Below are 24,519 nucleotides of genomic sequence, written 5' to 3'. Positions count from 1 at the left end.
GCGCGGGCGACCGTTGATTGACGAGAACAATCCCTCTCGCCAGTCACCCGCGAAATCAGGATTGGTGGTGATGGGGGGATTTCTCGCCAACAATCGGATCGAGCAGCTGCCGCCCGCGGCAGTGTCTCGTTTGACAATGCCTCGCGTTCCGCGTAGGGTACAGAGTGAGTGAGCAGCACCTCTCCCTCTTTCAGATCCCCTGAACTAAGTCAGCTCGTCTGAAGTCTTCTCTCTTAGCACAACTACAACCTTTAGGAGGTTGCAATGTTTTCCCGCAACGTCTCCATGCGTTTGAAGCCCAATACCCTGAGTGCGTTCACCCAGACATTAGAAAAAGAAGTCCTCCCAGTGCTGCGAAAACAGCCGGGGTTCCGTGACGAGATCGCTTTCGAATCCGAGGGCGGGATCAATGTGACTGTGATCAGTCTGTGGGACAGCAAGGAACAAGCTGAAACCTACGAAAAGGCTGCTTTCCCCGCCGTACTGAAGAGCTTTGAAAAAATGCTCGACGGTGCGCCTACGGTGCGAGTCTCGACCGTCATCAGCTCCACGCTTCACAAGCTTGCCATCGTCATGGCAGCGTAAGTGAGCGCCACTGATACGGGGGACGGCAGTGTACGTCCCCTGTGTCAGGTGGAGATTAGAGTCACCCCTAACCCTGGGCCCGCCTTCGGGCAGGCCCTCCTTAGCCCACCGCAACCAGGAGGTTGACAATGTTCGATCCCAAAGCATACAAGCAGCAGAAGCCCAGCATTCTTCCCCGGAAAAATACTCCTCTCCCCAATATGCTCCGGACGCCGGCAGCAGCCCCCTCACACAATGAGATAAGTCAGCGGGCTTATGAATTGTATGAACGCGGTGGACGTCAAGACGGCAGGGATCAGCGAGACTGGTTCACTGCCGAACGGGAGATGCTCGTCGGACGCAAGTAACGGAAACGATCCCCGCGGCGGTCGGCTGCGAGATCGAGAACGGTAATGCGTTTATGAATTGCTTAGAGTGCAGGAATCTAACCCGGGCCCTTGAATTGACCCAGACGAAGCATGTCGAAGCTCTAGCTGCAGCGTTTTATCGGGTCAGCACCGAAATCGCAGCAAAAAGGGAGGTCGACATGGAACGAGCCGCAAGCGACTTGTACGAGCACCAGTTGACCTGCCCGCTAGCACCGGCACAGCCGACTGTCCGCCCTGCATCTGCTTGAGTGCCTGGCGGCTGGTGTTGCGTGTTCTCTTCCTTCGCGCCTGCCTTTGTGTACCTTTGTGTCCTTTGTGGTGAGTCTTGTTTCGCGTGACGACGCCCACGCAGACCCGTGACCGCGGATACAGACGCTCACCCGCCTGCGATGGTGGAATTTATTTGGGGTAATTTGTCCTAAATGCAACTTCGCCTCTCCGCGCGCAAGCGCCAGGGGGAGGCGGCGGAAGCCCGGTTCCTGCTCGACGCTTCCACCCGGGGGCTGCTGGTCTTCAAGCCCTGGGGTGAGAGTGCTCCGTTCGACTTCATCGTGGACGGCAGCCAGGGACTGTACCGTGTGCAGGTCAAGTCGGTGTGGGCGCATCCCGCCCGCAACCGCCGCGCCTACGCGGTCACCGTCGGACACGGCAAGAGCCTCAAGCTCGCCTATCGTCCTTCGGATGTGGATTTTGTGGTGGTGCTGATCGCCCCGGAGCGGGTCTGGTACGTCATTCCCGTCCGGGCGCTCGCCGGACGCGTGCGCATCAACCTCGCCTCCGACCACCCCCAATCCCGCCGCCTTTTCGAGAAGTACCGCGAAGCCTGGCCGTTACTCGGCTAGGCTCCCTGCCATCCCAACCTGCACAGGGCCCGTGTGGCCATCAGAATAGCTTTAAGATAATCCGGAAAGTGTTGGTCGTACGCGCGCAGGAACCAGTGCCGTCACTTGGCTTCGGCAGCGGTTGCGTTTAAGGTTGACGTAGCCATCTCTGGCGACCCATAATCTCTGCGACAGCCGACTCCAGCCGACAGGAGAGGCGATGGCCACTGTTCCGCAGCCGCCAGAGGGCAGCGAATCCTTCCGCATCCTCTTTGAACAAGAAACGGATGGTCGTTGGCTGGCCGAAGTCCCCGAACTTCCCGGCGTCATGGCCTATGGCAAAACAAAAAAGGATGCCGAAGTTGCCGTTACTGCTCTAGCCCTTCGCGTCATTGCTGACAGGACGGAGCAAGTAAGGAAGCCCCCCAAGTCCATCCACTTCTTGTGAGCAATTGGCCGAGCAGTAAAGCCCGTCGCGTATATCAAGCCCTGCTGCGCATCGGCTGGCAGCCCAAGACCTCCAAGAAGGGCTCTCACGTGCAACTTCAGCGAGCTGGATATCCTGATTACACCTGGGCGTGGCATGATGACGAGGAACTTGGGCCCGTAGCCCTCAAGAAGATCGCGAAATACACTGGCCTGACACCCAACGACTTGTGATTTGTTCGCCCTTGCCCCGTTGACTTCCTCTCCCGCCGCCTTTTCGAGAAGTACCGCGAAGCCTGGTCCCTACTTGCCTAGGCTCCCTGCCATCCCAACCTGCACAGGGCCCGTGTTGCCGCGAGAATAGCTTTAAGACAATCCAGAAACCGCGGCGGACAAAATGCGGAGGAACTTACACGTAGGAGCAAAATGACTAAGCCAACGGCTCCTCAGGCTCCGTTCGTATCGTATCGGGCTCATCCTGCACTTGAGCTTCCAGGAGAATCTCCTCAACTGGTTCCGACGTCGCCTCTTCAATTGTCAACTGCATAGATGGTTCCGCGGGTGAAACTGGCCGATACAGTACTGATCCGTGCCGCACGGTGGTCGAGAAGCGGATTCCGACTCTCTGTCCATCTTCAGCATCAATCCGCTGCTGATCGATGTTGTCCAATTGCAGAGACTCCACTCTCGTCTTCTTGCACGTCCTACCGTCGTAGAGAATTACTTGGTCACCCACGGATACTGAAGTCTTCGACATTCGGGCCACAGCAACTACTCCCCGATGATGTACCTCTTCAACATGGCCCATGGACTGTGAGGTGCCCAGCTCAATCTTGCGCTTCGCAACCGCCAATTCGATCATTTCTGCGAGAACATCTCCCAGAACGCAAACGAACTCCCCGATTCGTTCTATCTCGTCCGTTCCGACGATGTTTTCTACGATGCCGTGCGAAGCCTCATTACGATACTCGATGAAGCTTTCCAGCTCCGCTTGTGGCGTATCCTCTTCACCACGTGTCACTCGCATGAACTCCGTCATACGGGAGTGCCGAACAATCCACTGGCCGCAGTTTTCGAAGCCTATGCCCCCAAAAATAGCTGTAATGACATTAAACCTGTAATTCTGACCTTCTAGGAGGAATGCTGCTGGAATAAGGGCGTAACGTTCGGTAGTTCTAAGTCCACTTGAAATCGCCCTTACTACGTCACCCTCGTCGAGCTCTCTATATTGTTTGCTTGGGCCCATCTTCAAAAGTATTTGCCCAATTCCGCGACGGTGGTGCGAGGAGACGACTTCGGGAAGGTCATTGTACGTTCCGTAGAGGTCAGGAAGTTGATTGACGTATGCCGTGACCAATTCATTCACAAATGTTTCGTAAGCCGCATACAGGCGCGTGAACGCCGCACAATGATCGTAGACTTGCCAATCGACTTTGTTAGGCAGGGGCGCGATGGCAGCTGTTAGACTCTGTCGGCAGTCCTGGCCGATGCCTGCTCGTACCGGCTCGTGAGCTCCCCCGGGTTCGTCACGCTCCACTGAAGCAGTGGGTGGGGGTTCGAAGAGAACAGCTCGAAGGCGATCATTGGCGCTGAGAACAGCGCCGGTCCTATCGACCTGATCTCGCAGTTCACGAGTTAGCTTCGAAAACATTACTTTCCACTGACAAGCACATGCTCGACCATGTCGTGGTATAAGGTCAGGCGCTCCTGGACATCTTGCTTTGTATTTCCCCGACCGGTAAACGTTCCTGGTGGATGCACTTGGAACAGCTGTTGGGTTTGCTTTATCAATTCCTCGCGCCGCCTCAAGAGCTCTTCGCGATGAGCGACCTCACGGCTCAAGCCGACCATTACGGCATCTGCAAATGCGACTTGCGGTTTCTCTGCCCAAGTTTCTCCGGGAAAGATCCAAGGTCGAAACAAGAGGTCGCCGTAAAGGCCGGCTCCAAGTTCGATTGTTTGCGCAAATAAGCCCTGCAAGAACGCAATGTCTTCGACACCGAAAGTGCGCGCCCGCAGCATGTAAAGATCAAGAAATCCTTTCATGCCACGTTGATAATGCTCAACGTGTCTAAGCGCAAAGAAGCGGAGGCCGATCTCCAAATCGCGCATCATCACGTACGTCCTATTACTAGCGAGATCGTCAGAGAGCCATCTGTGTTCGGATTCGCTGTAAGGAGGAATGCCCCAAGCCTTTCTGAACAAGGGATGACGCGCAACCTCGAAGAGCAAGTCGTTAAAGGTGCCCTGATACAAACTGTTTCGGATTTCCTGATGGCTGAGCTGGACGCCGCCGGTATTAAGACGTTCGAAAACCTGCTGGCGCAATAATTCCTGCTCTTCAGAGGTTTCAGCGGATTCCTTCAACAGGACGATGTACGAAATTGAGCGGCGATCCAGTCCCTTTCTGATTTCGTTGGGTAACGTGTCGTAGAACCGGCCATTCAACTCGGGCCATTGCTCGAGGCCTTGCAGTTTGAACTTATTTGTATAGAACTCCTTGATTGCGGTAATTCGCTGCTGACCATCCATCACTTCATATTTCGCCAAGTCGGATTCGTACACGAATAGAGGCGGCACGGGTATGTTCATAATGAATGACTCGATCAGCCTGGACTGTCGCACAGGATCCCAGCGTGGACGCCGTTGGTAAAACGGCCTAAGTTCCATCCAGCCGGAGCGCTTCAGAGCTTCAACGAAATTTGGGAGCTGCTCGCGATTAGATTCAGTCACGATTCGAAGCTCGCGCTTCCCGTATTTCACATTGATTTCTTCGTCGGTCAGCTTGGGGGCGGAGCTCCTGACAGGGCGAACCCACATCGTCTGCTCAGACGGAGCTAAGTTCTCCATGGGCGGCATTCCTCCTGGGAAGGAGGTCAAATGTTAGTCGGGTGCAAGCCTCTTTGAAAGGACTTCTGTTTCGTACCGGACCGAAGGGATAAAATCCCGGCATGGCGGGTGGCCCACCTCTCGAAAAATCCTGAGGGTGCCCTATCCTTTGCGCAGCAAAGGGTGGGAACTCGAGATTCGACACCTACGAGGTAGTGCGGGCCTTTCAGGCCCGCGTTGTCGCAGCCCCAGAATCGGACGGCTTTAGCCGCTGAGGTCCCTCGGTGGCTAAAGCCAATTTTTCTTTCGCGTCAGGAACGCGGCGCTGAAGCGCCGCACTACCTCCTCGACCCTGACGGCGTCTCTCTTCAGCCGCAATCGTTCGCGTCCATCCGCGGCGAGGAAGTCCAGGACAGCCGGGGCGGCTGTCCCACACAACGAGGTAGAGCGGGCCTTTCAGGCCCGCGTTGTCGCAGCCCCAGAATCGGACGGCTTTAGCCGCTGAGGTCCCTCGGTGGCTAAAGCCAATTTTTCTTTCGCGTCGGGAACGCGGCGCTGAAGCGCCGCACTACCTCCACAACAGCCGGGGCGGCTGTCCCATACAGGAGAGCAGTAGCTAGCAGCTAGTGGCTAGAAGCTAGAAGCTAGAAGCTAGAAGCTGACCTCTCCCCTCATCACCTCGACCACGTTCCCGCCCACGCGGACGTTGCTGACGCGGTCGCCCGTGCGCGTGGCGCGCACGTACATGTGGCTGCGGCGCTTGATCTCCAGTCCCTGTTCGATGAGGCAGCGCTCGTCGCTCTGGGCCACCCCGTGGCGCACCATCCAGGCGATACAGGGTCCGGCGGCCGAGCCCGTCGCCGGGTCCTCCCCGTTGTAGAAGATCATGCGCGCATGCAGGCGGGCCGATTTGTCCTCCACCTCGCGGGTGACGAAGTACAGGAACTTGGCGTCCGTTTTGGCGCAGTACTCGGCCGCCGACTTGTAGGCGAAGCTGAGGTGGCGGATGGCTTGCAGAGAGCGCAGCGGCACCATGGCGAAGGCGTTGCCGGTGGAGACCGTCTGGATGGGCAGGCTGGAGTCGAAGTCGCGCAGGTTGAGGCCGATGGCGCGCGCCACGTCCTCGGCGTGGTGGGTCTGGCCGAACTGGGGATCGCGCTGGAGCATCTCGCCGAACAGGTGTCCGTCCTGGAAATTGAACTCCACCGGGATCTTGCCCACGTTCAGGTCCAGCTCGATCAGGTTGGTGCTGGAGCGCGTGCGGAAGGTGTCGGACTGGCGGCGGTCCTCGCCGTGCAGCGCGAAGGCCGTCCCCAGCGTGGGATGTCCGGCGAAGGGCAGCTCCTCCTGGGTGGTGAAGATGCGCACCCGGATGCCTTTCGCCCGCTCCGTCTCCACGTCCCGCGGCAGCACGTAGGTGGTTTCCGAGAGGTTGGTCTCGCGCGCCAGGGCCTGCATCTCTTCGTCGGAGAGGCCGCTGGCGTCGGGGAAGACGCAGAGCTGGTTGCCCTCCAGCGCGTGCCTGGTGAACACGTCCAGATGGATGAAGGGATAACGCCGGCGTTCTTTGTCGTGCATGCGATTAATTTAACCGCAGAGCACGCAGAGAACGCAGAGAATTTGGACATGGTCCAAAATCCGGACAACTGCTGCCTGGCCGACGACCGTTCTTTACCTGCCCAGAGCGGAGGGAAGGGACCAACCACGGGGAATCCTCAAGCTGAGATCCTCATTCTGAATTGCTCTGCGTTCTCCGCGTTCTCTGCGGTAAGAATGGGGTTTTCAGCTTTTGACACCCTGCCCCGATGCGGGTATGCTACCCGGCTTTATGGCCATCCGCCGCACCTGCGCCGGTTGTTGTACCTCGGCGCCGGGGTGTGGGTAGGGCCATAGAAGGGTTCCGGAAACCCACCCGGGGGTAGCAGCGGGTGGGTTTTACTTTTTTAGATTTTGAATCCTCCCGCCGGACCGCCGCATACATCAAGAGTACCGAAGAGGAGGAAGAGACTATGAGCACGGAGACGACCACCACACCGGCTCGGATCCCCCGCATCAACGAGCCCGCGCCCCTGATCGAGGCCAAGAGCACGCACGGCGTCATCAAGCTGAGCGACTACTTCGCCAAGGGGAAGTGGGTACTGCTGTTCTCCCATCCCGCCGATTTCACCCCGGTGTGCACCACCGAGTTCGTGGAATTCGCCCGCCGCCACGAGGATTTCGAAAAGCACAACGTGCAGCTCATCGGCAATTCGGTGGATAGCGTGTACGCGCACATCGCCTGGGTGCGCAACATCGAGGAGAAATTCGGCGTGAAGGTGAAGTTCCCGGTCATCGCCGACCTCGATCAGAAAGTGGCCAGGGCCTTCGGCATGGTGCACGAAGCGGTCAGCGACACGGCCACGGTGCGCGCGGTGTTCTTCATCGACCCCAAGGGCGTGATCCGCGCGCTGCTGTACTATCCGCTGTCGCTGGGGCGGAACATCGACGAACTGCTGCGCGTGTTCGAGGCGCTGCAGACCGCCGACGCCAACGGCGTCGCCACCCCCGCCAACTGGCGGCCCGGCGATCCCGTCATCGTGCCCGCGCCCATCACCCAGATCGACGCCGAGAAACGCGCCGCCGGTCAGGAAGGCCACGACGTCAAGGATTGGTACTTCACCAAGAAGAAGCTCTCCGCCGTCGCCGCGAAAAAGACCGCCTGAGCTTTACCGGGAGCGCCGCCGCTACGGCGCTCCCGCTCTCTTGTTACACTCAGTTTACGCGGAAGCGAATGGGGTCCGGTGATCCTCCCGGTCTTCAAAACCGGCGCGCGGCGGGTTCGTCCCGTCGCGGGTGCGTTCGACCCGCACACGCTTCCGCCAGATTTTTTGAGGGCCGACATGAAGCGATCCAGTGCTGTGGCGCTGGTGGTGGTGATGGCGGTGCGGGTACACCGGAAGAAGCCGAGCTGGACGTGTCGCCATGCGATTCTTGGTGTAGAGTCTCCCATCCCCCTGAGCGCCATCGGAATGCGCAACTTGGGGGAAAGGCTGGTGTTGGAAACATAATGCGTCTTCGTCCGCTGCTCCTCGCGCTGGCGTTGTCGGCTGCCGCCCCCGTGGCGATGGCGCAGGAGAGTCCCGCCGATCCTGGCGCGACGCTGGATTCGGGCTACCGCAAGATGTACAACCTGCAATTCGAGGAAGCGCACAAGGTGTTCCAGGACTGGGGGCGCGAGCATCCCGAGGACCCGCTGGGACCAGTCTCGGACGCGGCGGCCTACCTGTTCTCCGAGCTCGACCGGCTGCACGTGCTGGAATCGGAGCTGTTCACCGACGACCATAGGTTCGAGAGCCGTTCCAAGCTGGCGCCGGACCCCAAGGTGAGGCAGGCCTTCGACGCGCAACTGAACAAAGGCAATGAACTCGCGGACAGGGTGCTGGCCCGCGATGGCCAGAACGGCGATGCGCTGTTCGCCGCAGTAATGGTGTGCGGGCTGCGCGGCGACTACGCGGCGCTGATCGAAAAGCGCGACCTGGCCGCCTTGAGCTTCCTTAAGAACGGGCGCGTCATGGCGGAGAAGTTGCTCGAGTCCAACCCTTCCTACTACGACGCGTACGTCGCAGTCGGAGCGGAGAACTACCTGCTGAGCCTCCGATCGGCGCCGATGCGCTGGCTGCTGCGCATCACCGGGGCGCAGACGGACAAAGAGACGGGCCTGGAGAAGCTGCGCATCACGGCGGAGAAGGGACACTACCTTCTGCCCTACGCGCGGCTGCTGCTGGCGGTGGCGGCGCTGCGCGACAAAGACCGCGCGCAAGCGCGGTCGCTGCTGCGCGGGCTGTCGCAAGAGTTTCCCGCCAATCACCTGTACGCCCAGGAACTCGCGAAACTTCAGTAGCCCCCAACGAATCCCTCTTCCATGGACCTGCTGGTGTGCCGTAGCCGAGCCGTGTTGCCACTCCTAGTTCTGGCGCTGACCTGGGGGGCTGCACCGTCTGCCGCGCAGGAGCTGGTGTTCGAGGCGGAGGCGGCGCAGACGCACGTGGAGTTCACGCTGGGGGCCTCGTTCCACACCGTCCACGGGAGCTTCCGGCTGAAGGGCGGGGAGATTCACTTCGATCCCACTACCGGGGCCGCCGGCGGGGAGCTGGTGGTGGACGCGACCAGCGGCGACACGGGGAATAGCAGCCGCGACAAAAGAATGCACCGGGAAATCCTGGAGAGCCAGCGCTACCCGGAGATCAAGTTCACGGTGCAACAGGTCCGTGGCACCGTGCCGACGGAGGGCTCGTCCCAGGTGCAGCTGGAAGGGATCATGACGCTGCACGGAGGACAGCACGAGATGACGATCACGGCTGCGGTGCAGGTGAACCAGGGCAGCGTCACGGCGGACGCCCACTTCGTCGTGCCCTACGTGCAGTGGGGACTGAAGAACCCAAGCAGCTTCTTCCTTCGCGTCAGCGACCGGGTGGACATCACGGTGCACGCCGTGGGACGAGTAACGGCTGCCGCGGTGACGGCCAGCCAGAAGTGAGCTGCAGGGCAGGGGCGGAGATCACGTGCCGCTTGGGCCTGAAATGCTTCCCCCATCTTTATGTATCTCAGGCAGTTCTCTTCCGGGAGTCGACGAGGTTGAGGATGCGCTCGGCAAGGGTCGCGGCGGACTCGGCGGCGAACTCGGGCTTGGAGCCGACCAGGTACGGATCGCAAAGTTTACGAGCTTCCCAGATGCCCTGGCGGAGCTGATCCAACCGCCGCTGCAGATCGAGAAGCATCTCCTTCGGCGGTTCGGAGCGGTCGCGCAGGGCGCGAGTGAATCGCCGCTCCGCTTCGTGGAGTTCCTTCGCCAGCTTTCGCATCCCTTGTCGCAGATCCTGCATGCAGTCCTTTCTAAAGTGGAAGACGCCGTACGCCCGCGGCGAGCGACATAGCGGCATCTTGAATGCGCGAGATGCTCGCGCGCACATCCACGGCGAGGTCACCGCGGTCGAGGAGCAGTTCGGTAGTACCCAAGATGACTGCGAGCAAGTTGTAGAGCTTGTGCTGAGTTCCAGCGTACAGAGGAGGCTGGACACGGGGCCTGGCCGCCCCGGTATCCGCAAATCGGAATTGCAGGAAACTGGCCGCAATGCGGGAATGCCCGTTGCCGGGCCTGGACCCGGTGGCGCGGACGACGTAGGCAGTTCCGATGACCCGAACCGGGGTCCTACCCGAAAGCAGTTTCGGGAGCCGGAAAGTCAGCTCAACCGGGGTGTGAAGCGGCAGGGGATGTTTGGCATGGAACAAGACACCGGACAAACTGATGTTCTCAGTGGTGGCGGCGTGCCAGTCCGCTGTGGCGTCGCCGCGATACTGCAGAGCGAACCGCAGGGGGAACCGTCGCGCACGCAGGTCGGAAGTGGGGAGATTGGCCATGAGTCGGCAACCGACGAGCAGTGTTTCTTGCTTAAAGCTATCTTCAAAGATGTGGAAACGATAGGAAGGGAGTCACATAAGGGGGTTACGGAAGCGGTTGGCCATAAGGACAGGGCAGACGGGCCTTGCGACCGATCGCACAATTCCGGCGAGCAAATGGCCAAGGGGGGCTTGTACGTTTCCTGGTTTTCCATCAGGGCGGGAACGCGGCGGGCGGGAGGAGGCGGTTCGACGCCACGATGCTGGTGATGGGCGGGATCGTCGGCGCCGGCATCTTCATTAATCCGTACGTCGTGGCGCGGCAGGTGCACACGCCGCTGCTGATCCTGGGCGCGTGGGTGGCGGGTGGGCTGATCGCGCTGCTGGGCGCATTCGTGTACGCCGAACTGGCGGACCACATGCCCGATGTCGGCGGCCAGTACGCGTACCTGCGAGCGGCGTTCCATCCGGCGGCGGGGTTCCTCTACGGCTGGGTGCTGCTGCTGGTGATCCAGACGGGCGGAATGGCGGCGGTGACGGTCACGTTCGCGCGCTATTTCGTCGAGCTGACCGGCCTACAAGCGTCCGACCGCGCGATCGCGCTGGTGGCGTTGGTGATCCTGACCTGGATCAACTGCATGGGCGTGAAGATCGGCAGCCGGGTGCAGAGCGTGCTGATGGTGGCCAAGATCGTTGCCATCGCGATGCTGGTGACAGCGGGGTTGTTTCTGGTGCGCGCACCGCATTCGATCCTCGACAACCTGCTGGAGCAGGGCGGCTCGTGGGGGCAACTCAGCGATTTTGGCGCGGCGATGGTGCCGGTGCTGTTCGCGTACGGCGGGTGGCAGACGGCCAACTTCGTCGCGGGGGAGATCAAAGACCCGCGGCGAAACCTGTCGCGGGCGCTGCTGATCGGCGTGGCGGGCGTGATCGCGCTGTATGTTTCGGTGAACATCGTTTGCCTGCGCGCGCTGGGGCCGGATGGGCTGGCAGCGACGACGGTGCCGGCGACATCGGTGATGCGGGTCGCGCTGGGCGCGCCGGGAGTGAAGTTCATCGCGCTGGCGATCGCGGTGTCGAGCGTGGGGTTTCTCAGCCAGTCCATCCTGACGGCGCCGCGCGTGTACTTCGCGATGGCCGAGGACGGGCTGTTCTTCCGCAGCGTGGGCACGGTGAACGCGCGCACGCACGTGCCGGTGGCGGCCATCGTGCTGCAAAGCGTCTGGACCGCGGTGATCGCGCTGTCGGGACGCTACGAGCAGATCCTGAATTATGTTGTCTCCATGGACTTCCTGTTCTTCGGGCTGACGGCGGCCACGCTGTTCGTGTTTCGGGGAAGAGGACACAGCGGGGAGACTGTGGGGTATCGTGTTCCGGGGCATCCGGTCACGACGGTGCTGTTCATCGGCTCGTGCTGGGCGGTGGTGGCGAACACGATCTACAAGTATCCGGAGAACAGCTTGCTGGGCATGGCGATCCTGGCGCTGGGCCTGCCGGTGTACGCGTTCTGGAGCCGGAGAACGGCGGGAGCGACAACAAAGTGAAGAAGCGGACGATGCGATCGGCGTACATGGAGTGGGCCAAGCTGCATTCCGCCGCGCCGTACAACCTGGCGACCAGCGGGGTGATGAGTTATCCGCTCGCGGAGTTGCCGGTGAAGCTGGAGCAACTGGAGATCAACGGGCCGACGGTGTACGGCTATCTGCCGCTACAGGAGAGGCTGGCGCGGAAGGCGGGGGTGCCGCCGGAGTGCGTGGTGGCGGCGACAGGGACGTCGATGGCGAACCACCTGGCGATGGCTGCGACCGTGGAGGCGGGCGACGAGGTGCTCATCGAGCGTCCGACGTATGGACTGCTGGTGGAGGCCGCGGAGTATCTGGGTGCGGAGGTGCGGCGCTTCGAGCGGCGGTTCGAGCATGGGTATCGCATCGATCCGGCAGAAGTGAAGAAACAGATCACGCCGCGGACGCGGCTGATCGTCATCACAAACCTGCACAATCCGACCGGCGCGTTCACCGATGAAGCGACACTGCGCGAGATCGGGGAGATGGCGGCGCAGGTCGGCGCGCGCGTGCTGGTCGACGAGGTCTACCTGGAGGCGGTGTTCGAGCAGACGCCACGGTCGGCGTTCCACCTGGGGCCGCGGTTCGTCGTGACCAGTAGCCTGACCAAAGCGTACGGGCTCAGCGGGCTGCGGTGCGGGTGGATCCTGGCGGAGCCGGCGCTGGCGGAGAAAATATGGAGATTGAACGATCTGTTCGCCGCCACGCCCGCGCATCCGGCGGAGCTGCTGAGCGTGGTGGTACTCGATAACCTTGAGAAGATCGCGGAGCGCGCGAAGAAGATTATTGCCGCAAACCGGGGGGAACTCGATGCGGCGCTCAGTCAAGTGGACGTGTTCCGCCCGGAGCACGGAACGGTGATTTTTCCCCGATTGCGCCAGGGGAATGCCGAGGAGTTCGTCAAGCTATTGCGCGAGAAGTACGAAACGAGTGTCGTGCCCGGGCGGTTTTTCGAAGCGCCGCAACATTTCCGCATCGGGATCGGTGGAGATGTGGCGATGACGGCCGAGGGGCTCGTGCGGCTGGCGAAAGCGCTGGCGGAGTATCGCCCGTGAAGAGGCTGGCAGGTCAATTTCTAGTCTTCCGACAGCATTTTCCCCAGTGTCGGCTTGTGCTTGTCCTTCTTCTGCTTGGTGGCGTCGGGGACACGGCGGGTCGGGGGAGGCGAGCCGATGTGCTCGCGGGCGGCGGATCGCACGGCCTTGGCGGCGGAGAACGTCTTTTTCTTTCTGCGCGTCACTGCACCAAGCATGGGGCAGCCGCGGCGGTTGTGCAATAATCAAGCTGAGGCCTGAACCCACCCAAACCAAAACCAGGTTTGGGTGGGGCACCCACATGGCATTGGACGAACGCGAGTTCTACGACGAGAAGGAAGAAAAGAAGCCGGCCACACTGAATTGTCCGCATTGCCGCCAGTCGGCGGAGTACGAACTCTCGTGGCTGGTGCGCACCAAGAAGCGCCAGCTTCCGCCGCGCGCCGACGAGCGCGACCGCGCCAAGTTCGCCAAGGCGCGCTCCTACATGGTCCGGAAGGACGATCTGGTCATGTGCAAGAATATCCGCTGCCGCAAGCGGATCGAGGTGAGCGGAGTACAGAGCGTGGCGTTCCTGGATTAGGGATCCTTCGGCTACGCCTCAGGATTTCGGCAGCGGGCTCCCGCTTCGCTCACGCCCGCTAAGCGCCTCAACATGCGCTGCCGCAAGCGGATCGAGGTGAGCGGCGTGCAGAGCGTGGCATTTCTGGATTAGCTCGCCGGAATTTCCGATCGGTCAACGGCGCCGCAAGACTGCGGCGCCGTTTTTGTCGTCCCTGAAGGGGCTCAATTCTCCAGGGACAACGCACCGCGTCCGAGCGGACGCAGTCCCGCTTGCGCGCGGGAACTCCGCGCAAACTCCAGTTCAAGATCTGGTCAGTCACAAGCCGGAAGGAAAGCCGGCTTCCAAGCGCACAGCCTGGGGGCGGCTGTGCCGTCCGCCCGCTAGCGGAGCATCAGGTTGGCGGCCAGCGCGGTGAGGACGCCGACCACGATGCCGACGAAGGCGCTGAGGCGGCCGGTTGTCTCGGCCTCGTTCCACATTGGAACTTGAGTTTGGTTCCAGGTCATGGCCCTCGAATTTTCTCCAGCGTTGCGCGTCATTTATACTTGCCTGTTTGCCTGAACGGGTCGGCGAACCTTGTATCGATCGCTTTCATTCGAATAGACGGTGCGCCGCGAAAATCGTTAGCGCACCGGCGGTCAAAGACCCGCCGCCACGTGTTCCGGAAGAGGTCCTCATGAAGATCCTGGTGTGCATGAAGCAGGTGCCGCAGAAAGATGCGCCCCTGAAGCTGAACGAGAGCGGGAAGTGGATCCGCGAAGACGTGTCGTACGAGGTCAACGAGCCGGACGCATACGCGCTGGAAGAGGCGCTGCGGCAGAAAGAGAAGAACGGCGGGGAGGTGGTGGCCATCACCGCGGGCCCGGCGCGGGCGCAGCAGGTGTTGCGCGAGGCGCTAGCCAAGGGCGCCGACCGCGCAATCCACCTGGAGGGCGACGAGTTCACCGCGCTGGACGCAATGAACACCGCCAAGGCCTTTGCGGCGGCGATCAAGGACGAGAAGTTCGACCTGATCTTCACCGGGCTACAGTCGGACGACTACGGTTTCGCGCAGACGGGCGTGATCCTGTCGGAGCTGCTGGGCTGGCCGCACGCGACCATCATCATGCGGATCGAGAAGAAGGACGCGGGCATCCGCGTGAAGCGCGAGCTGGAGGCGGGCTTTTTTCAGTTCGTGGACATGCCGCTGCCGGCCGTGCTGACCATCCAGTCGGGCATCAACAAGCTGCGCTACGCCACGCTGATCGGCATCAAGCAGGCGAAGAACAAACCAATGCGCAAGGTGACGCCGGCGGAGGTGCAGCCGGCGCTGGGGCCGAACCAGCAGAAGATCGAGAAGCTGTACGTGCCGCAGAAGACCAAGAAGACCGAGATGCTGGAGGGCGCGCCGGGCGAAGTGGCGAAGAAACTGGTGGAGAAGCTGAAGAACGAAGTAAGGGTGCTGTGAGGTTGGGGCGTGAGGTTTTCGTATGCGCGGAAATCGCCCCACTGGCGTGGGGCTCGCTGCGAACTGCGGGCGATAGGTCCTCACGCTCATCCCTACGGGATTTCGCTCAGGATGACACCTTCTATTTTTGTTCCGACAATACTTTGATTCCGATAAGTAGGGACTGATATGGCAGATACGATCCTTGTGGTTGTGGAGCAGCGGGAAGGGAAGCTGAACCGGGTCTCGTGGGAGACCGTGCGTGCGGCGCAGATGATCGCCGCGGAAACCAAGTGGGAGATCGAGGCGGCGGTGGTGGGCAGCGGCGTGGCCGCTGTCGCCAATGAGATCGCCGCAGCGGCGGTGAAGAAGGTCCATGCGATCGAGAACGCGGCGCTGGCGGCGTACACGCCGGACGGATTCGTCGAAGCGCTGCGCGGCTTCATCTCCGAGAAAAAGCCGAAGCTGGTGCTGCTGCCGCACACCTACCAGGTGCGCGACTTCGTGCCGCAACTGGCGACCTCGATGGGGCGGACGATGGTGAGCGATTGCGTCGGCTTCCGCAACGAAGGCGGGAGGCTGCTGTTCACGCGGCAGATGTTCCAGGGCAAGTTTGCGGCCGATGTGTCGATCGAGTCCGATGCGCCGTGGTTCGTCACCTTCCAGGCGGGCGCGTATCGCGGCGACCAGGTACAGCAGGGCAGCGCGGCCGCGCCCGTCGAGACCGTGCAGGTCAGCATCGCCGCGGAGAAAATCCGCACCAAGCCGGAAGCGCCGTTCAAGGAGGCGAAGCAGGCGGTGGACCTGACGCAGGCGGAGATCATCGTGGCCGTGGGGCGCGGGATCAAGGAGCAGAAGAATATCGATCTCGCTAAGCAACTGGCCGACGCGCTGGGCGGGGAACTGGCGGCGTCGCGTCCGATCTGCGACAACGGCTGGCTGCCGATGGACCGGCAGATCGGGTCGTCGGGGCAGACGGTCGCCCCCAAGCTCTACCTGGCGCTGGGCATCAGCGGCGCCATCCAGCACATCGTCGGAATGAAGGGATCGAAGACCATCATCGCAGTAAATAAGGATGCCGAGGCGCCGATCTTCGAGATCGCGGATGTTGGCGTAGTGGGGAATCTGTTCGACGTCGTGCCACCTCTCATTGAAGAGATCAAAAAGGCCAAAGCCGGCGCGTAAATGCTGATCTTCCGCAAACCCCTGGAAGGTATCGAGCGGCCGCAAATGGAGGCGGACGTGGTGATCGTCGGCGGCGGGCCGGCGGGGATGGCCTGCGCGCTGCGCCTATCGCAGCTCATCGACGAGCACAACCAGAAACACCCCGACGCGCAGCTTACGAAAGAGAACATCTACGTGCTGGAGAAGGCACGCGAGGTGGGCCAGCACTGCCTGTCGGGCGCGCTGCTGGACCCTCGCTCCATGCGCGAGTTGCTGCCAGGGTTCGAAAAAGAAGCTCCGCTCGACGCCGAGGTCACAAAAGAAGCCGTCTACTTCATGACGCGCAGGGGCAAATTCAAGCTGCCCATCACGCCGCCGCCACTGCGCGACCACGGCAACTACGTGATCTCCATCAACAAGTTCGTGAAGTGGCTGGGATCGAAGGTCGAAGAGACCGGCATCACCGTGTTCAGCGGGTTCGCGGGGTCGGAGCTGCTCATAGAGGGTAACCGCGTGCTCGGCGTCCGCACCGACGACAAGGGCGTGGACAAGACTAACCAGCAAAAAGGGAACTTCGAGCCGGGGTACGACCTGAAGGCAAAGGTCACGATCCTGGCGGAGGGCACGCGCGGGTCGCTGACCAAGCAGCTCGTCGGCCGCTTCAACCTGGACAAAGACCGCAACCCGCAGACCTACGGCGTAGGCGTGAAGGAGTTGTGGGAGGTGCCTTCGGGACGGATCGCGCCGGGCGAGGTCATCTACACCATGGGCTGGCCGCTGACAACGAAAGAGTACGGCGGAGCGTGGATCTACGGCGGCAAGGAAAACATCGTTTCCATCGGATTCGTGACCGGACTGGACTATCCCGACCCGCGGCTCGATCCGCAGCGCGTGCTGCAGGAATTCAAGGAGCATCCGTTCGTGCGGCAGTTGCTCGAGGGCGGGAAGATGATCCGCTACGGGGCGAAGTCGCTACCCTACGGGGGCTGGTGGGCGGTGCCGCCGCTGGCCGGCGACGGATGGATGATCCTGGGCGATTCAGCGGGCCTATTGAATTCGCAGCGGCTGAAGGGGATCCACCTGGCCATCAAGAGCGGGATGCTGGCCGCCGAGACCGCCTACGAAGCGATGGTGAAGGCCGATTTTTCGGCGGCGCAGCTCGGGGCGTATCAGAGCCGGGTCGAGAGCAGTTGGATCAAGAAAGAGCTGTGGGCGGTGCGCAACTTCCATCAGGGTTTCGAGCACGGCTTCTGGGCGGGGATGTTCCACGCGGGGTTGCAGCAGATCACCGGCGGGCGCGGGCTGCACGCGCGCTATCCGGCAAACGCAGGCCATGCGCGACTGAAGAAACTGGCGGATCTGCCGGCCGACGGCGGCGACGAACAACACCTTATCAATGATTACAAGGGCGACGGCAAGCTGACATTCGACAAGCTGACCGACCTCTACCATTCGGGGACAAAGCACGAGGAAGATCAGCCGGCGCACCTGGTGATCCACGACACGGACATCTGCAACGGGCGCTGCGTGACCGAGTTCGGCAATCCCTGCCAGCACTTCTGCCCGGCGAACGTGTACGAGATGACGGAGGCGTCGGACGTGCGCAGCGGCAAGGAGATCCACCTGAGCCCGTCCAACTGCGTGCACTGCAAGACCTGCGACATCATGGACCCGTACCAGATCATCACCTGGGTGCCGCCGGAAGGCGGGGGCGGGCCGAATTACGATGGGATGTAGCCTCAGCGGTTTGCATTCCTTTGGTGGCCGCGTAATCATGAGAGGAACTCTCATGCGAAATCGCAGGATTCTGTACGTGTGTGTTGTGCTGGCCCTGTGCGGCACGGCGCTGGCAGCGCCTGCCTGCATCAACGGCCGTGGGGAGATCGAGCGCCAGCTTTGGGACGGCTACACGCTCAAGATCGGCCCCACCGACGACCCCAATAATCCCTGCTACGCCGGGGTGCTCGCCGCCGACGGAAAAGCCATCTTCGAGATCTGGGGAGTGGACGCGGCCATGGAGAGCGTCACCGGCCGCGACGTCAACAATGACGGCAAGCCCGACGTGGTGCTGCTGACCCACAACGCGTCTTCCTCTGACAATGTTTACTCTATCTTGGGCACCGGCGACCCAGCCGGGCTGATCCGCCAGATCGTCACGGGGGCCACACTCAGCTTCGAAGACCGGAAGGGCGACGGCCACACGGAGATCGTCACTCGCGACACGGCGTTCCGCGAATTCGACGGTCTCACCCCCGAGCAGTCGCCGGCGCCGCTGCTCTTCCTGCGGCTGAAGGGGAAGGAGATCTATAACGTCAGCACAGCGTACTGGCCCGAGTACGAGCGGGAGATACAGATCGCGCGCGGCAAGCTGGGCAAGAATGACATCTCGGACTTCAAGGGAGACCTGGGCACGACCCCCAGCGGCGTCGGCGGCGGCGGCAAGGACAAACCAAAGGAAGAGACCCCGCAGGAGATCGCCCGTAAGCAAGAAACGAAGGCGATCATCCTGGAGATCGTGCTGGACAATATCTACGGCGGCAAAGGCCAGGAAGCGTGGCAAGCGCTAAAGGAGATGTGGCCCTACGCCGACCGCGACCGTGTCCGCCAAGCCATCCTGAAAACTCGCATGTCCGGCGTACTGGGAGACATCAACCGGCCCGCAGCCAAGCAGGCCAGCGCCCAGTAAAGCAGAGTGGCACAGAAGCCCGGCTGCGGCCGGGCTGGTTCATTGCGATAAACATTTTGCGGGCGCCGGCGTGCTCCCAGTTGACTTTGGGGCATATAATGTCCCCCGCAGTTTCCGACCCTTGTGGCCTGTCGGGATACCGTGGCCAGCAGGGCGAGCCGGTTGAGTCTGGCCGGTGAGGGTAGAGGGGGAAACGCCTCTGCCTCCCGTTTGGAAAGGAAACGACCCGCCTCGTGGACGCCTCTCCGCGTCCCTGTCCGCGTCGAACCTTTCTCCAAACCCAGGAATCTGAGCAGTAGGGCGCATTCGTGGCTACCGTCACCAATCCGGTCCCGACGCATGTTCCGGCTGTGCTGCCGCGCCTGATGGACAAGTTCGGGCGGGCCATCACCGATTTGCGGATCTCCATCACCGACCGCTGCAACTACAAGTGCGTCTACTGCCGGACGGGGAACCAGGGCGCGATCTACTCCGAGCTGCCGCTGGCCGACTACTTGCGCATCGCGAGGGTGTTCACGGAGCTGGGGATCGAGAAGGTGCGCATCACCGGCGGCGAGCCGCTGCTGCGGCACGACGTAGTGGAGTTCGTGCGCGAACTGTCGAAGCTGCGCGCGCTCGACGGCGAGGGGCTCGACCTGGCCATCACCACCAACGGGCATTTGCTGGCGGAGCTGGCACAGCCGCTGAAAGATGCGGGACTGCGGCGTGTGACGGTGAGCATGGATGCGGTGGATGCCGTGCGCTTCTCGAAGATCACGCGCGTGCCCAATGGATTCGACGCCGTGCAGGCGGGCATCCGCGCCGCGAAGCAAGCCGGACTGCAGCCGGTGAAGATCAATTGCGTGCTACTGCGCGGATTCAACGACGACCAGATCGTGGACTTCGCCAAATTCGCGCGCGAAGAAAACGTGGTGGTGCGGTTCATCGAGTTCATGCCGCTGGAAGAAGACCGGGTGTGGTCGCCGCAGATCGTGGTGACGCTGGATGAGATCGTGAAGACCATTTCGGCGTGGAGGCCGCTGGTCGAGCTGCCGCACGGGCAGAGCGAGACCGCGCGGCGATACACGTTCGAGGATGGCGTGGGCGAGATCGGGATCATTGCGCCCGTGTCCCGTCCCTTCTGTGGACATTGCAGCCGGGTGCGGCTGACCTCGGACGGCAAGATCCGCACTTGCCTGTTCTCCGTCCTCGACCACGACCTGGCGGGCGTGATGCACCGGGGCGCCGACGACAGTCACCTGGCCGACTACATCCGCGGCGTGGCACACCGCAAAGAAGAGCGCCACCACATCGGCGAACCCGGCTTCCAGCCGGCATCGCGGACCATGGTGCACATCGGCGGCTAGGGGGCCTTCCGCCTGCTCGCCGCACTCGTGGGCATCAGGACGCCGGCGGCGGGCTCCGACGTCCGGCCAGCGCCGGCACTTGCATGTGATCCGGTGCAGTGGGAGAATATAGGTGAGCCACTGGCTGCCGATGATCCAAGCTCCCGGAAACGGAAGCGTTTCGTGAGTGGGGGCATCGAATGACCAGAGGCTGAAACTACTGGCTTCAACAACCCCGTAAGTAGGGCGGAACCCCGCAGCGTACTTACTGGAGCCGGTGGGTGCTTTCAACATCCCCGTTCCGGGCCCTTCGGGCGCCGGGACTGAAGGCGGAAGCGAAATGGCAGCTACAGCAGCGACATCTTGTCGGCTGGACAACTATCTTGTTCTCCCCGACACCACGATGGACGAGCGCATCGCCTCGGCGCGGGCCGAACTGGGCGAGGACTGCATCCTGCTCGGACATCATTACCAGCGCGACGAAGTCATCAAATACGCGGATTTCCGCGGCGATTCCTACCGCTTGTGCCAGGCAGCGGCCCAGGCCAAGGGCCGCTACATCGTCTTCTGCGGCGTGACCTTCATGGCGGAAGCCGCAGATATTCTGGGCCGTCCGGGGCAGCGGGTGGTTCTGCCCGATCTGAACGCGGGCTGCTCCATGGCCGACATGGCCGAGATCGGCCAGGTGGAAGACGCCTGGGAGACATTCGTGGGCATGGGCCTGACCAGCGACCTGGGTAACAGGATCATGCCGATCACGTACATGAACTCGTCGGCGGCGATCAAGGCGTTCTGCGGGGAGCGCGGCGGGTTCGTCTGCACCTCGACCAACGCGTCCGCGGCCTTCGACTACGCCTTCTCCAAGGGCGTCGAGAAGATCTTCTTCCTGCCCGACCAACACCTGGGACGCAACACCGCCTGGGCGAAAGGGATCCCGCTGAGCGAGATGGTGGTGTGGGACCCGTACCTCTTGAACGGCGGGCTGACGGCCGAGCAATTGCGCAAGGCGAGGATCATCCTGTGGAAGGGGCACTGCTCGGTGCACCAACGGTTCCTGCCGGAGCACGTGGACAAGGTGCGAGCGAAGTATCCAGACATCAAGGTCCTGTGCCATCCCGAATGCCGGTGGGAGGTGTGCCAGAAGGCGGACGAGCTAGGCTCGACCGATAAGATCATCAAGACGGTGCAGGACGCGCCTGCGGGCTCGAAGTTCGCCATCGGCACGGAAATCCACCTGGTGAACCGGCTGGCGAAGGAAAACCGCGATAAACTCGTGGTCACCCTCGACGATTCCGGGTGCCTGTGCACCACCATGTTCCGCATCACGCCGCAGCATCTTTGCTGGGCGCTGGAGAACCTGGTGGACGGCAACGTCGTGAACCGGATCGTGGTGGACGAAGAAGTGAAATACTGGGCGCGCATCGCGCTCGACCGGATGCTGGAGATCCATTAGGGAGATCCATGGAGCGGACGTTCACATTGCAGGAAGCGCAAGTGCTGCTGCCAGTGCTGGAGACCCTGCTGAAGACGGCGATCGAAGGCAAGAAGCTGATCGAGCAGGTGGACGAGGACTTCCAGCAGGTGTCGAACCGCATCTTCCTGCACGGCGGGGTGGAGGTGGATGTGGCGGCCCTGGCGCGGCGCAAGGCAGAGAAGGACAAGGCGGTGCAGCGGGTGAAGGACGCACTGGGCGAAATCGATGCCACCGGGGTCCAGGTGAAAGACCTGGACATGGGGCTGCTGGACTTCCCCTGCGTGGTGGAGGACCAGACCATTCTGCTGTGCTGGAAACTCGGGGAGAAGAACATCGCGCATTGGCACGGCCTGGAAGAGGGCTATCGCAGGCGCAAACCCATCGACGATACGATCCTCAAGGCAAACAAATCCGACGGCCCGGTCCATTGACCGTCATTCGCCTTTCGCCCACCTCCGGGCGTTATACTTTCCTGTCGTAAGCTTTCCCATCCGGCCCCACCCCAGGAGGACTGGCACATGAAGGCCCGCTCGGCCGCAGTCGCGCTCGCCGCAAGCATCCTGCTCGTCTCCTTGATCCTTGGCTGCAACGGCTTCTTCGTCGACGAGAACACTACGGTCTCGTTCCCGGTGTACGTGGCCAATTCCGGAGTGAGCAGCATTTCCGCCTTCAAGCTCGATCCCAGCAGCGGGGCGCTGAGCCAGGCTACCGGGTCGCCGTTCACCTCCGGCACGGGCCCGGGCGCGCTGGGGACGAACAGCACCGGCGTGTTCCTGTATTCGGCGAATGTGGGCGGCGGGGGCACCAACGGCGGCGTTTCCGGATGGACCATCAACGCGGACGCGACGCTGACGGCGATGAACGGCAGCCCGTTCCTGTCGGGCGCCAGTTACAGCTCGCTGGCGGTCGATCCCACGGCGCGCTTCGTGTATGCCGGGGCAAGCGGGTCCGCGGCCATCCAGGGATTCACCATCACGAGTGCGACGGGAGTCTTGACCGGCATGGGCGGCACGGTCGCCACAGTGGGAAATCCCCTGCGCATGGTGGAGGACCCGACCGGCAAGTTCCTCTTCGTAGCGGAAGGAGCGTCGGGGGTGGAAGTATTCACCATCGCCAACGGAGGCGCGCTGACGCACGTACAGACCGTGGCGCTGGGCGCGGCCAACGGCATCGCGGTCACGGCAAAGTATGCCTACGTGGCGGATGGTGCGACGGGCGTCAATGCTTACAGCATCGACACGACGACGGGCATGCTGACCCCGGTGGGAGGCGCGCTGGCAGCCGGGACCAATCCTTCAAACGTTGCCGTCTCGCCGAACGGAGCCTTCGTCTTTGTCACCAATTCCGGGTCGAACGATGTTTCGGCCTATACCGTGACCTCCTCGACCGGAGCGCTGACCGCGGTGGCGGGCTCGCCGTTCGCCGCCAGCACATTCCCGGTCGCGGTCGCGGTCGATCCCTCGTCGCGGTACGTGTACGTGGCCAACCAGACGGCGGGATCGGTCTCCATCTTCACCATCGACACGACCACGCCGGGGAAGCTGAATTCGACGGGTACCACGAGCACGGGCACGAATCCGAGTGACGTGCTGGTAGTGCAGTAAGAAGCGAGCGTGAGCGCGGTGGTATACAATCCCCGGTTCGGCGCGGCATCCTGATCGAGCTTAGGCACCCCGACCCGCGCAAAAGCTGCTCGCGTCGGGGACCCGTCGGAAAGCGCGCTCGCGCTGCGCCTTAGAGGCGAGACCATGCAGAAAGTTCGTACCATCGGCATCTGCACCGGCGGGGGCGACTGTCCCGGCCTGAATGCGGTCATCCGTGCGGCGGTCAAGACCGCCATCTTGAAATACAACTGGCGGGTGATCGGCGTCCGCGACGGCTTCGACGGCCTGATCTGGCCGGCGGAGAAGACCATGCCGCTCGACATGGACAGCGTCAGCGGCATCCTGCCTCGCGGCGGCACCATGATCGGCACCACCAACCGCGGCGACCCGTTCAAGTACAAGATCAGTGAGGGCGACACGGAGGTGGTGAAGGATTTTTCCGACGACGTGATCCGCAACGCGCACGCCATCGGCATGGACGCGCTCATCGTGGTGGGCGGCGACGGCACGCAGAAGATCGGCCTCGGCCTGCACGAGAAAGGACTGAATGTGGTCGGCGTGCCCAAGACCATCGATAACGACCTATCCGCCACCGAGATCACGTTCGGCTTCGATACCGCGCTGCACACCTGCACCGATGCCGTGGACAAGATCCACACCACCGCAGTCTCGCACCACCGCATCATGGTCATCGAAGTCATGGGGCGGGACGCCGGCTGGATCGCGCTGGAGACCGGCATAGCGGGCGGCTCTCACGTCATCCTGATCCCCGAGATCCCGTTCACAATCGAGAGGGTGTGCAACTTCGTCGCCGACCGGACGCGCGCGGGCAAGAAGTTCACCATCATCGTGGTGGCCGAGGGCGTGAAGCTGCCCGATGACCTGGTGACGAAGTTCGACCGCGAGAAGCGGCAAGTGCCGCGCGGGGGAAGCGTCGGCAACCTGATCGGCGACGCCATCGGCCGCGGGACCAAGCGCGAGACCCGCGTGACCGTGCTCGGCCACGTGCAGCGCGGCGGCTCGCCCTCGCCCTTCGACCGCATCCTGAGCACGCGCTTCGGCGTGGCGGCGGTCGAGCTGATCGCCAAAGGTGAGTTCGGCAAGATGGTGGCCTTGCGCAACGCGCGTGTCATCTCGGTGCCCATCTCCGAGGCCATCGGCAAGATGAAGGCCGTGGAGCCCGACAGTGACCTGGTGCAGACGGCGCGTGCCATCGGGATCTGCTTCGGCGACTGACACGGGGGAGCGGGCCCTCGGCCTGCACGACACGCGAC

Annotated in this window: 26 protein-coding genes, 1 tRNA gene and 1 riboswitch; of the genes, 21 read left to right on the top strand and 6 right to left on the bottom strand. The window is 62.2% G+C overall.

Annotated elements, in window-relative coordinates:
* The first annotated feature begins 264 nt into the window (after nucleotides 1-264).
* From LAN37_15390 to LAN37_15370, 5 genes are all read left to right on the top strand, one after another.
* Nucleotides 265-585 carry an antibiotic biosynthesis monooxygenase gene (locus LAN37_15390; GenBank protein ID MBZ5648595.1) on the top strand — a complete coding sequence of 107 codons (321 nt, stop codon included), beginning with the start codon at nucleotides 265-267 and terminating at the stop codon, nucleotides 583-585.
* A gap of 200 nt (nucleotides 586-785) precedes the next feature.
* Nucleotides 786-932 (top strand): DUF2934 domain-containing protein, encoded by a 147-nt coding sequence (locus LAN37_15385; GenBank protein MBZ5648594.1) that lies wholly within the window; start codon nucleotides 786-788, stop codon nucleotides 930-932.
* 443 nt (nucleotides 933-1,375) lie between these two features.
* Nucleotides 1,376-1,795, top strand: coding sequence for a hypothetical protein (locus tag LAN37_15380; protein ID MBZ5648593.1), 420 nt, complete (start codon nucleotides 1,376-1,378; stop codon nucleotides 1,793-1,795).
* Nucleotides 1,796-1,994: 199 nt separating this feature from the next.
* The gene (locus LAN37_15375; protein MBZ5648592.1) at nucleotides 1,995-2,222 is read left to right on the top strand and encodes a type II toxin-antitoxin system HicB family antitoxin; all 228 of its coding nucleotides are present in this window, start codon (nucleotides 1,995-1,997) and stop codon (nucleotides 2,220-2,222) included.
* Nucleotides 2,219-2,434 (top strand): type II toxin-antitoxin system HicA family toxin, encoded by a 216-nt coding sequence (locus LAN37_15370; GenBank protein ID MBZ5648591.1) that lies wholly within the window; start codon nucleotides 2,219-2,221, stop codon nucleotides 2,432-2,434. Before LAN37_15375 ends, LAN37_15370 begins: the two co-directional genes overlap by 4 nt.
* A gap of 196 nt (nucleotides 2,435-2,630) precedes the next feature.
* Here LAN37_15370 and LAN37_15365 read toward each other — a convergent pair whose 3' ends face one another.
* From LAN37_15365 to LAN37_15355, 3 genes are all read right to left on the bottom strand, one after another.
* The gene (locus tag LAN37_15365) at nucleotides 2,631-3,851 is read right to left on the bottom strand and encodes a hypothetical protein (GenBank protein MBZ5648590.1); all 1,221 of its coding nucleotides are present in this window, start codon (nucleotides 3,849-3,851) and stop codon (nucleotides 2,631-2,633) included.
* Nucleotides 3,851-5,050, bottom strand: a complete 1,200-nt coding sequence (locus tag LAN37_15360) for a DUF262 domain-containing protein (GenBank protein ID MBZ5648589.1) — start codon at nucleotides 5,048-5,050, stop codon at nucleotides 3,851-3,853. Before LAN37_15360 ends, LAN37_15365 begins: the two co-directional genes overlap by 1 nt.
* Before the next feature lie 630 nt (nucleotides 5,051-5,680).
* The gene (locus tag LAN37_15355) at nucleotides 5,681-6,607 is read right to left on the bottom strand and encodes a PhzF family phenazine biosynthesis protein (protein MBZ5648588.1); all 927 of its coding nucleotides are present in this window, start codon (nucleotides 6,605-6,607) and stop codon (nucleotides 5,681-5,683) included.
* A 431-nt stretch (nucleotides 6,608-7,038) separates the two neighbouring features.
* Here LAN37_15355 and LAN37_15350 point away from each other — a divergent pair, with 431 nt between their 5' ends.
* The 4 genes from LAN37_15350 (at nucleotide 7,039) to LAN37_15335 (ending at nucleotide 9,545) form a co-directional block, all read left to right on the top strand.
* On the top strand, nucleotides 7,039-7,731 hold the full coding sequence (locus LAN37_15350) for a peroxiredoxin (GenBank protein ID MBZ5648587.1): 693 nt from the start codon (nucleotides 7,039-7,041) through the stop codon (nucleotides 7,729-7,731).
* A 60-nt stretch (nucleotides 7,732-7,791) separates the two neighbouring features.
* Nucleotides 7,792-7,890, top strand: a tRNA-Sec gene (locus LAN37_15345).
* Nucleotides 7,891-8,075: 185 nt separating this feature from the next.
* The gene (locus LAN37_15340; protein ID MBZ5648586.1) at nucleotides 8,076-8,909 is read left to right on the top strand and encodes a hypothetical protein; all 834 of its coding nucleotides are present in this window, start codon (nucleotides 8,076-8,078) and stop codon (nucleotides 8,907-8,909) included.
* A gap of 21 nt (nucleotides 8,910-8,930) precedes the next feature.
* On the top strand, nucleotides 8,931-9,545 hold the full coding sequence (locus tag LAN37_15335; GenBank protein ID MBZ5648585.1) for a YceI family protein: 615 nt from the start codon (nucleotides 8,931-8,933) through the stop codon (nucleotides 9,543-9,545).
* Between the two features lie 67 nt (nucleotides 9,546-9,612).
* On the opposite strand, the gene LAN37_15330 is transcribed toward LAN37_15335, so the two are convergent.
* On the bottom strand, nucleotides 9,613-9,870 hold the full coding sequence (locus LAN37_15330; protein MBZ5648584.1) for a hypothetical protein: 258 nt from the start codon (nucleotides 9,868-9,870) through the stop codon (nucleotides 9,613-9,615).
* 31 nt (nucleotides 9,871-9,901) lie between these two features.
* Nucleotides 9,902-10,426: a PilZ domain-containing protein gene (locus tag LAN37_15325; GenBank protein ID MBZ5648583.1), complete on the bottom strand. Its 525-nt coding sequence runs from the start codon at nucleotides 10,424-10,426 to the stop codon at nucleotides 9,902-9,904.
* 239 nt (nucleotides 10,427-10,665) lie between these two features.
* On the opposite strand from LAN37_15325, the gene LAN37_15320 reads away from it, so the two are divergent.
* On the top strand, nucleotides 10,666-11,949 hold the full coding sequence (locus LAN37_15320; protein MBZ5648582.1) for an amino acid permease: 1,284 nt from the start codon (nucleotides 10,666-10,668) through the stop codon (nucleotides 11,947-11,949).
* An 11-nt stretch (nucleotides 11,950-11,960) separates the two neighbouring features.
* Nucleotides 11,961-13,022, top strand: coding sequence for a pyridoxal phosphate-dependent aminotransferase (locus tag LAN37_15315; GenBank protein MBZ5648581.1), 1,062 nt, complete (start codon nucleotides 11,961-11,963; stop codon nucleotides 13,020-13,022).
* A gap of 20 nt (nucleotides 13,023-13,042) precedes the next feature.
* Here LAN37_15315 and LAN37_15310 read toward each other — a convergent pair whose 3' ends face one another.
* Complete coding sequence (locus tag LAN37_15310) at nucleotides 13,043-13,219, bottom strand: hypothetical protein (protein ID MBZ5648580.1); 177 nt, start codon at nucleotides 13,217-13,219, stop codon at nucleotides 13,043-13,045.
* 89 nt (nucleotides 13,220-13,308) lie between these two features.
* Between LAN37_15310 and LAN37_15305 the strand changes: the two genes are divergently transcribed.
* From LAN37_15305 to LAN37_15260, 10 genes are all read left to right on the top strand, one after another.
* A complete protein-coding gene (locus tag LAN37_15305) occupies nucleotides 13,309-13,584 on the top strand; it encodes a hypothetical protein (GenBank protein ID MBZ5648579.1) in 276 nt (91 codons plus the stop codon).
* 658 nt (nucleotides 13,585-14,242) lie between these two features.
* Complete coding sequence (locus tag LAN37_15300) at nucleotides 14,243-15,013, top strand: electron transfer flavoprotein subunit beta/FixA family protein (protein ID MBZ5648578.1); 771 nt, start codon at nucleotides 14,243-14,245, stop codon at nucleotides 15,011-15,013.
* 168 nt (nucleotides 15,014-15,181) lie between these two features.
* Nucleotides 15,182-16,177: an electron transfer flavoprotein subunit alpha/FixB family protein gene (locus tag LAN37_15295; GenBank protein ID MBZ5648577.1), complete on the top strand. Its 996-nt coding sequence runs from the start codon at nucleotides 15,182-15,184 to the stop codon at nucleotides 16,175-16,177.
* Nucleotides 16,178-17,893 carry an electron transfer flavoprotein-ubiquinone oxidoreductase gene (locus tag LAN37_15290; protein ID MBZ5648576.1) on the top strand — a complete coding sequence of 572 codons (1,716 nt, stop codon included), beginning with the start codon at nucleotides 16,178-16,180 and terminating at the stop codon, nucleotides 17,891-17,893.
* 52 nt (nucleotides 17,894-17,945) lie between these two features.
* Entirely contained in the window at nucleotides 17,946-18,842 is an 897-nt protein-coding gene (locus LAN37_15285; GenBank protein MBZ5648575.1) for a hypothetical protein, read from the top strand.
* A 110-nt stretch (nucleotides 18,843-18,952) separates the two neighbouring features.
* Nucleotides 18,953-19,065: riboswitch (molybdenum cofactor riboswitch) on the top strand.
* A 142-nt stretch (nucleotides 19,066-19,207) separates the two neighbouring features.
* The gene (gene moaA / locus LAN37_15280) at nucleotides 19,208-20,188 is read left to right on the top strand and encodes a GTP 3',8-cyclase MoaA (protein ID MBZ5648574.1); all 981 of its coding nucleotides are present in this window, start codon (nucleotides 19,208-19,210) and stop codon (nucleotides 20,186-20,188) included.
* A gap of 319 nt (nucleotides 20,189-20,507) precedes the next feature.
* On the top strand, nucleotides 20,508-21,620 hold the full coding sequence (gene nadA / locus LAN37_15275) for a quinolinate synthase NadA (protein ID MBZ5648573.1): 1,113 nt from the start codon (nucleotides 20,508-20,510) through the stop codon (nucleotides 21,618-21,620).
* An 8-nt stretch (nucleotides 21,621-21,628) separates the two neighbouring features.
* Complete coding sequence (locus LAN37_15270) at nucleotides 21,629-22,072, top strand: DUF2203 domain-containing protein (protein MBZ5648572.1); 444 nt, start codon at nucleotides 21,629-21,631, stop codon at nucleotides 22,070-22,072.
* An 87-nt stretch (nucleotides 22,073-22,159) separates the two neighbouring features.
* Nucleotides 22,160-23,245, top strand: coding sequence for a lactonase family protein (locus LAN37_15265; protein ID MBZ5648571.1), 1,086 nt, complete (start codon nucleotides 22,160-22,162; stop codon nucleotides 23,243-23,245).
* A 144-nt stretch (nucleotides 23,246-23,389) separates the two neighbouring features.
* Entirely contained in the window at nucleotides 23,390-24,481 is a 1,092-nt protein-coding gene (locus LAN37_15260) for a 6-phosphofructokinase (protein MBZ5648570.1), read from the top strand.
* Nucleotides 24,482-24,519: the final 38 nt, after the last annotated feature.

The sequence above is a fragment of the Terriglobia bacterium genome (assembly GCA_020073495.1).
Lineage (GTDB): Bacteria > Acidobacteriota > Terriglobia > Terriglobales > Acidobacteriaceae > JAIQFD01.
Note: the sequence above shows the minus strand (reverse complement) of the source record. Positions and strands in the feature narration are given on the sequence as shown.

Excerpts from the sequence above, each read along its gene's own strand:
- LAN37_15390 (MBZ5648595.1), top strand. The coding sequence starts at position 265 with ATGTTTTCCCGCAACGTCTCCATGCGTTTGAAGCCCAATACCCTGAGT.
- LAN37_15385 (MBZ5648594.1), top strand. The coding sequence starts at position 786 with ATGCTCCGGACGCCGGCAGCAGCCCCCTCACACAATGAGATAAGTCAG.
- LAN37_15380 (MBZ5648593.1), top strand. The coding sequence starts at position 1,376 with ATGCAACTTCGCCTCTCCGCGCGCAAGCGCCAGGGGGAGGCGGCGGAA.
- LAN37_15375 (MBZ5648592.1), top strand. The coding sequence starts at position 1,995 with ATGGCCACTGTTCCGCAGCCGCCAGAGGGCAGCGAATCCTTCCGCATC.
- LAN37_15365 (MBZ5648590.1), bottom strand. The coding sequence starts at position 3,851 with ATGTTTTCGAAGCTAACTCGTGAACTGCGAGATCAGGTCGATAGGACC.
- LAN37_15360 (MBZ5648589.1), bottom strand. The coding sequence starts at position 5,050 with ATGGAGAACTTAGCTCCGTCTGAGCAGACGATGTGGGTTCGCCCTGTC.
- LAN37_15355 (MBZ5648588.1), bottom strand. The coding sequence starts at position 6,607 with ATGCACGACAAAGAACGCCGGCGTTATCCCTTCATCCATCTGGACGTG.
- LAN37_15350 (MBZ5648587.1), top strand. The coding sequence starts at position 7,039 with ATGAGCACGGAGACGACCACCACACCGGCTCGGATCCCCCGCATCAAC.
- LAN37_15340 (MBZ5648586.1), top strand. The coding sequence starts at position 8,076 with ATGCGTCTTCGTCCGCTGCTCCTCGCGCTGGCGTTGTCGGCTGCCGCC.
- LAN37_15335 (MBZ5648585.1), top strand. The coding sequence starts at position 8,931 with ATGGACCTGCTGGTGTGCCGTAGCCGAGCCGTGTTGCCACTCCTAGTT.
- LAN37_15330 (MBZ5648584.1), bottom strand. The coding sequence starts at position 9,870 with ATGCGAAAGCTGGCGAAGGAACTCCACGAAGCGGAGCGGCGATTCACT.
- LAN37_15325 (MBZ5648583.1), bottom strand. The coding sequence starts at position 10,426 with ATGGCCAATCTCCCCACTTCCGACCTGCGTGCGCGACGGTTCCCCCTG.
- LAN37_15320 (MBZ5648582.1), top strand. The coding sequence starts at position 10,666 with ATGCTGGTGATGGGCGGGATCGTCGGCGCCGGCATCTTCATTAATCCG.
- LAN37_15315 (MBZ5648581.1), top strand. The coding sequence starts at position 11,961 with ATGCGATCGGCGTACATGGAGTGGGCCAAGCTGCATTCCGCCGCGCCG.
- LAN37_15310 (MBZ5648580.1), bottom strand. The coding sequence starts at position 13,219 with ATGCTTGGTGCAGTGACGCGCAGAAAGAAAAAGACGTTCTCCGCCGCC.
- LAN37_15300 (MBZ5648578.1), top strand. The coding sequence starts at position 14,243 with ATGAAGATCCTGGTGTGCATGAAGCAGGTGCCGCAGAAAGATGCGCCC.
- LAN37_15295 (MBZ5648577.1), top strand. The coding sequence starts at position 15,182 with ATGGCAGATACGATCCTTGTGGTTGTGGAGCAGCGGGAAGGGAAGCTG.
- LAN37_15290 (MBZ5648576.1), top strand. The coding sequence starts at position 16,178 with ATGCTGATCTTCCGCAAACCCCTGGAAGGTATCGAGCGGCCGCAAATG.
- LAN37_15285 (MBZ5648575.1), top strand. The coding sequence starts at position 17,946 with ATGCGAAATCGCAGGATTCTGTACGTGTGTGTTGTGCTGGCCCTGTGC.
- moaA (MBZ5648574.1), top strand. The coding sequence starts at position 19,208 with ATGGACAAGTTCGGGCGGGCCATCACCGATTTGCGGATCTCCATCACC.
- nadA (MBZ5648573.1), top strand. The coding sequence starts at position 20,508 with ATGGCAGCTACAGCAGCGACATCTTGTCGGCTGGACAACTATCTTGTT.
- LAN37_15270 (MBZ5648572.1), top strand. The coding sequence starts at position 21,629 with ATGGAGCGGACGTTCACATTGCAGGAAGCGCAAGTGCTGCTGCCAGTG.
- LAN37_15265 (MBZ5648571.1), top strand. The coding sequence starts at position 22,160 with ATGAAGGCCCGCTCGGCCGCAGTCGCGCTCGCCGCAAGCATCCTGCTC.
- LAN37_15260 (MBZ5648570.1), top strand. The coding sequence starts at position 23,390 with ATGCAGAAAGTTCGTACCATCGGCATCTGCACCGGCGGGGGCGACTGT.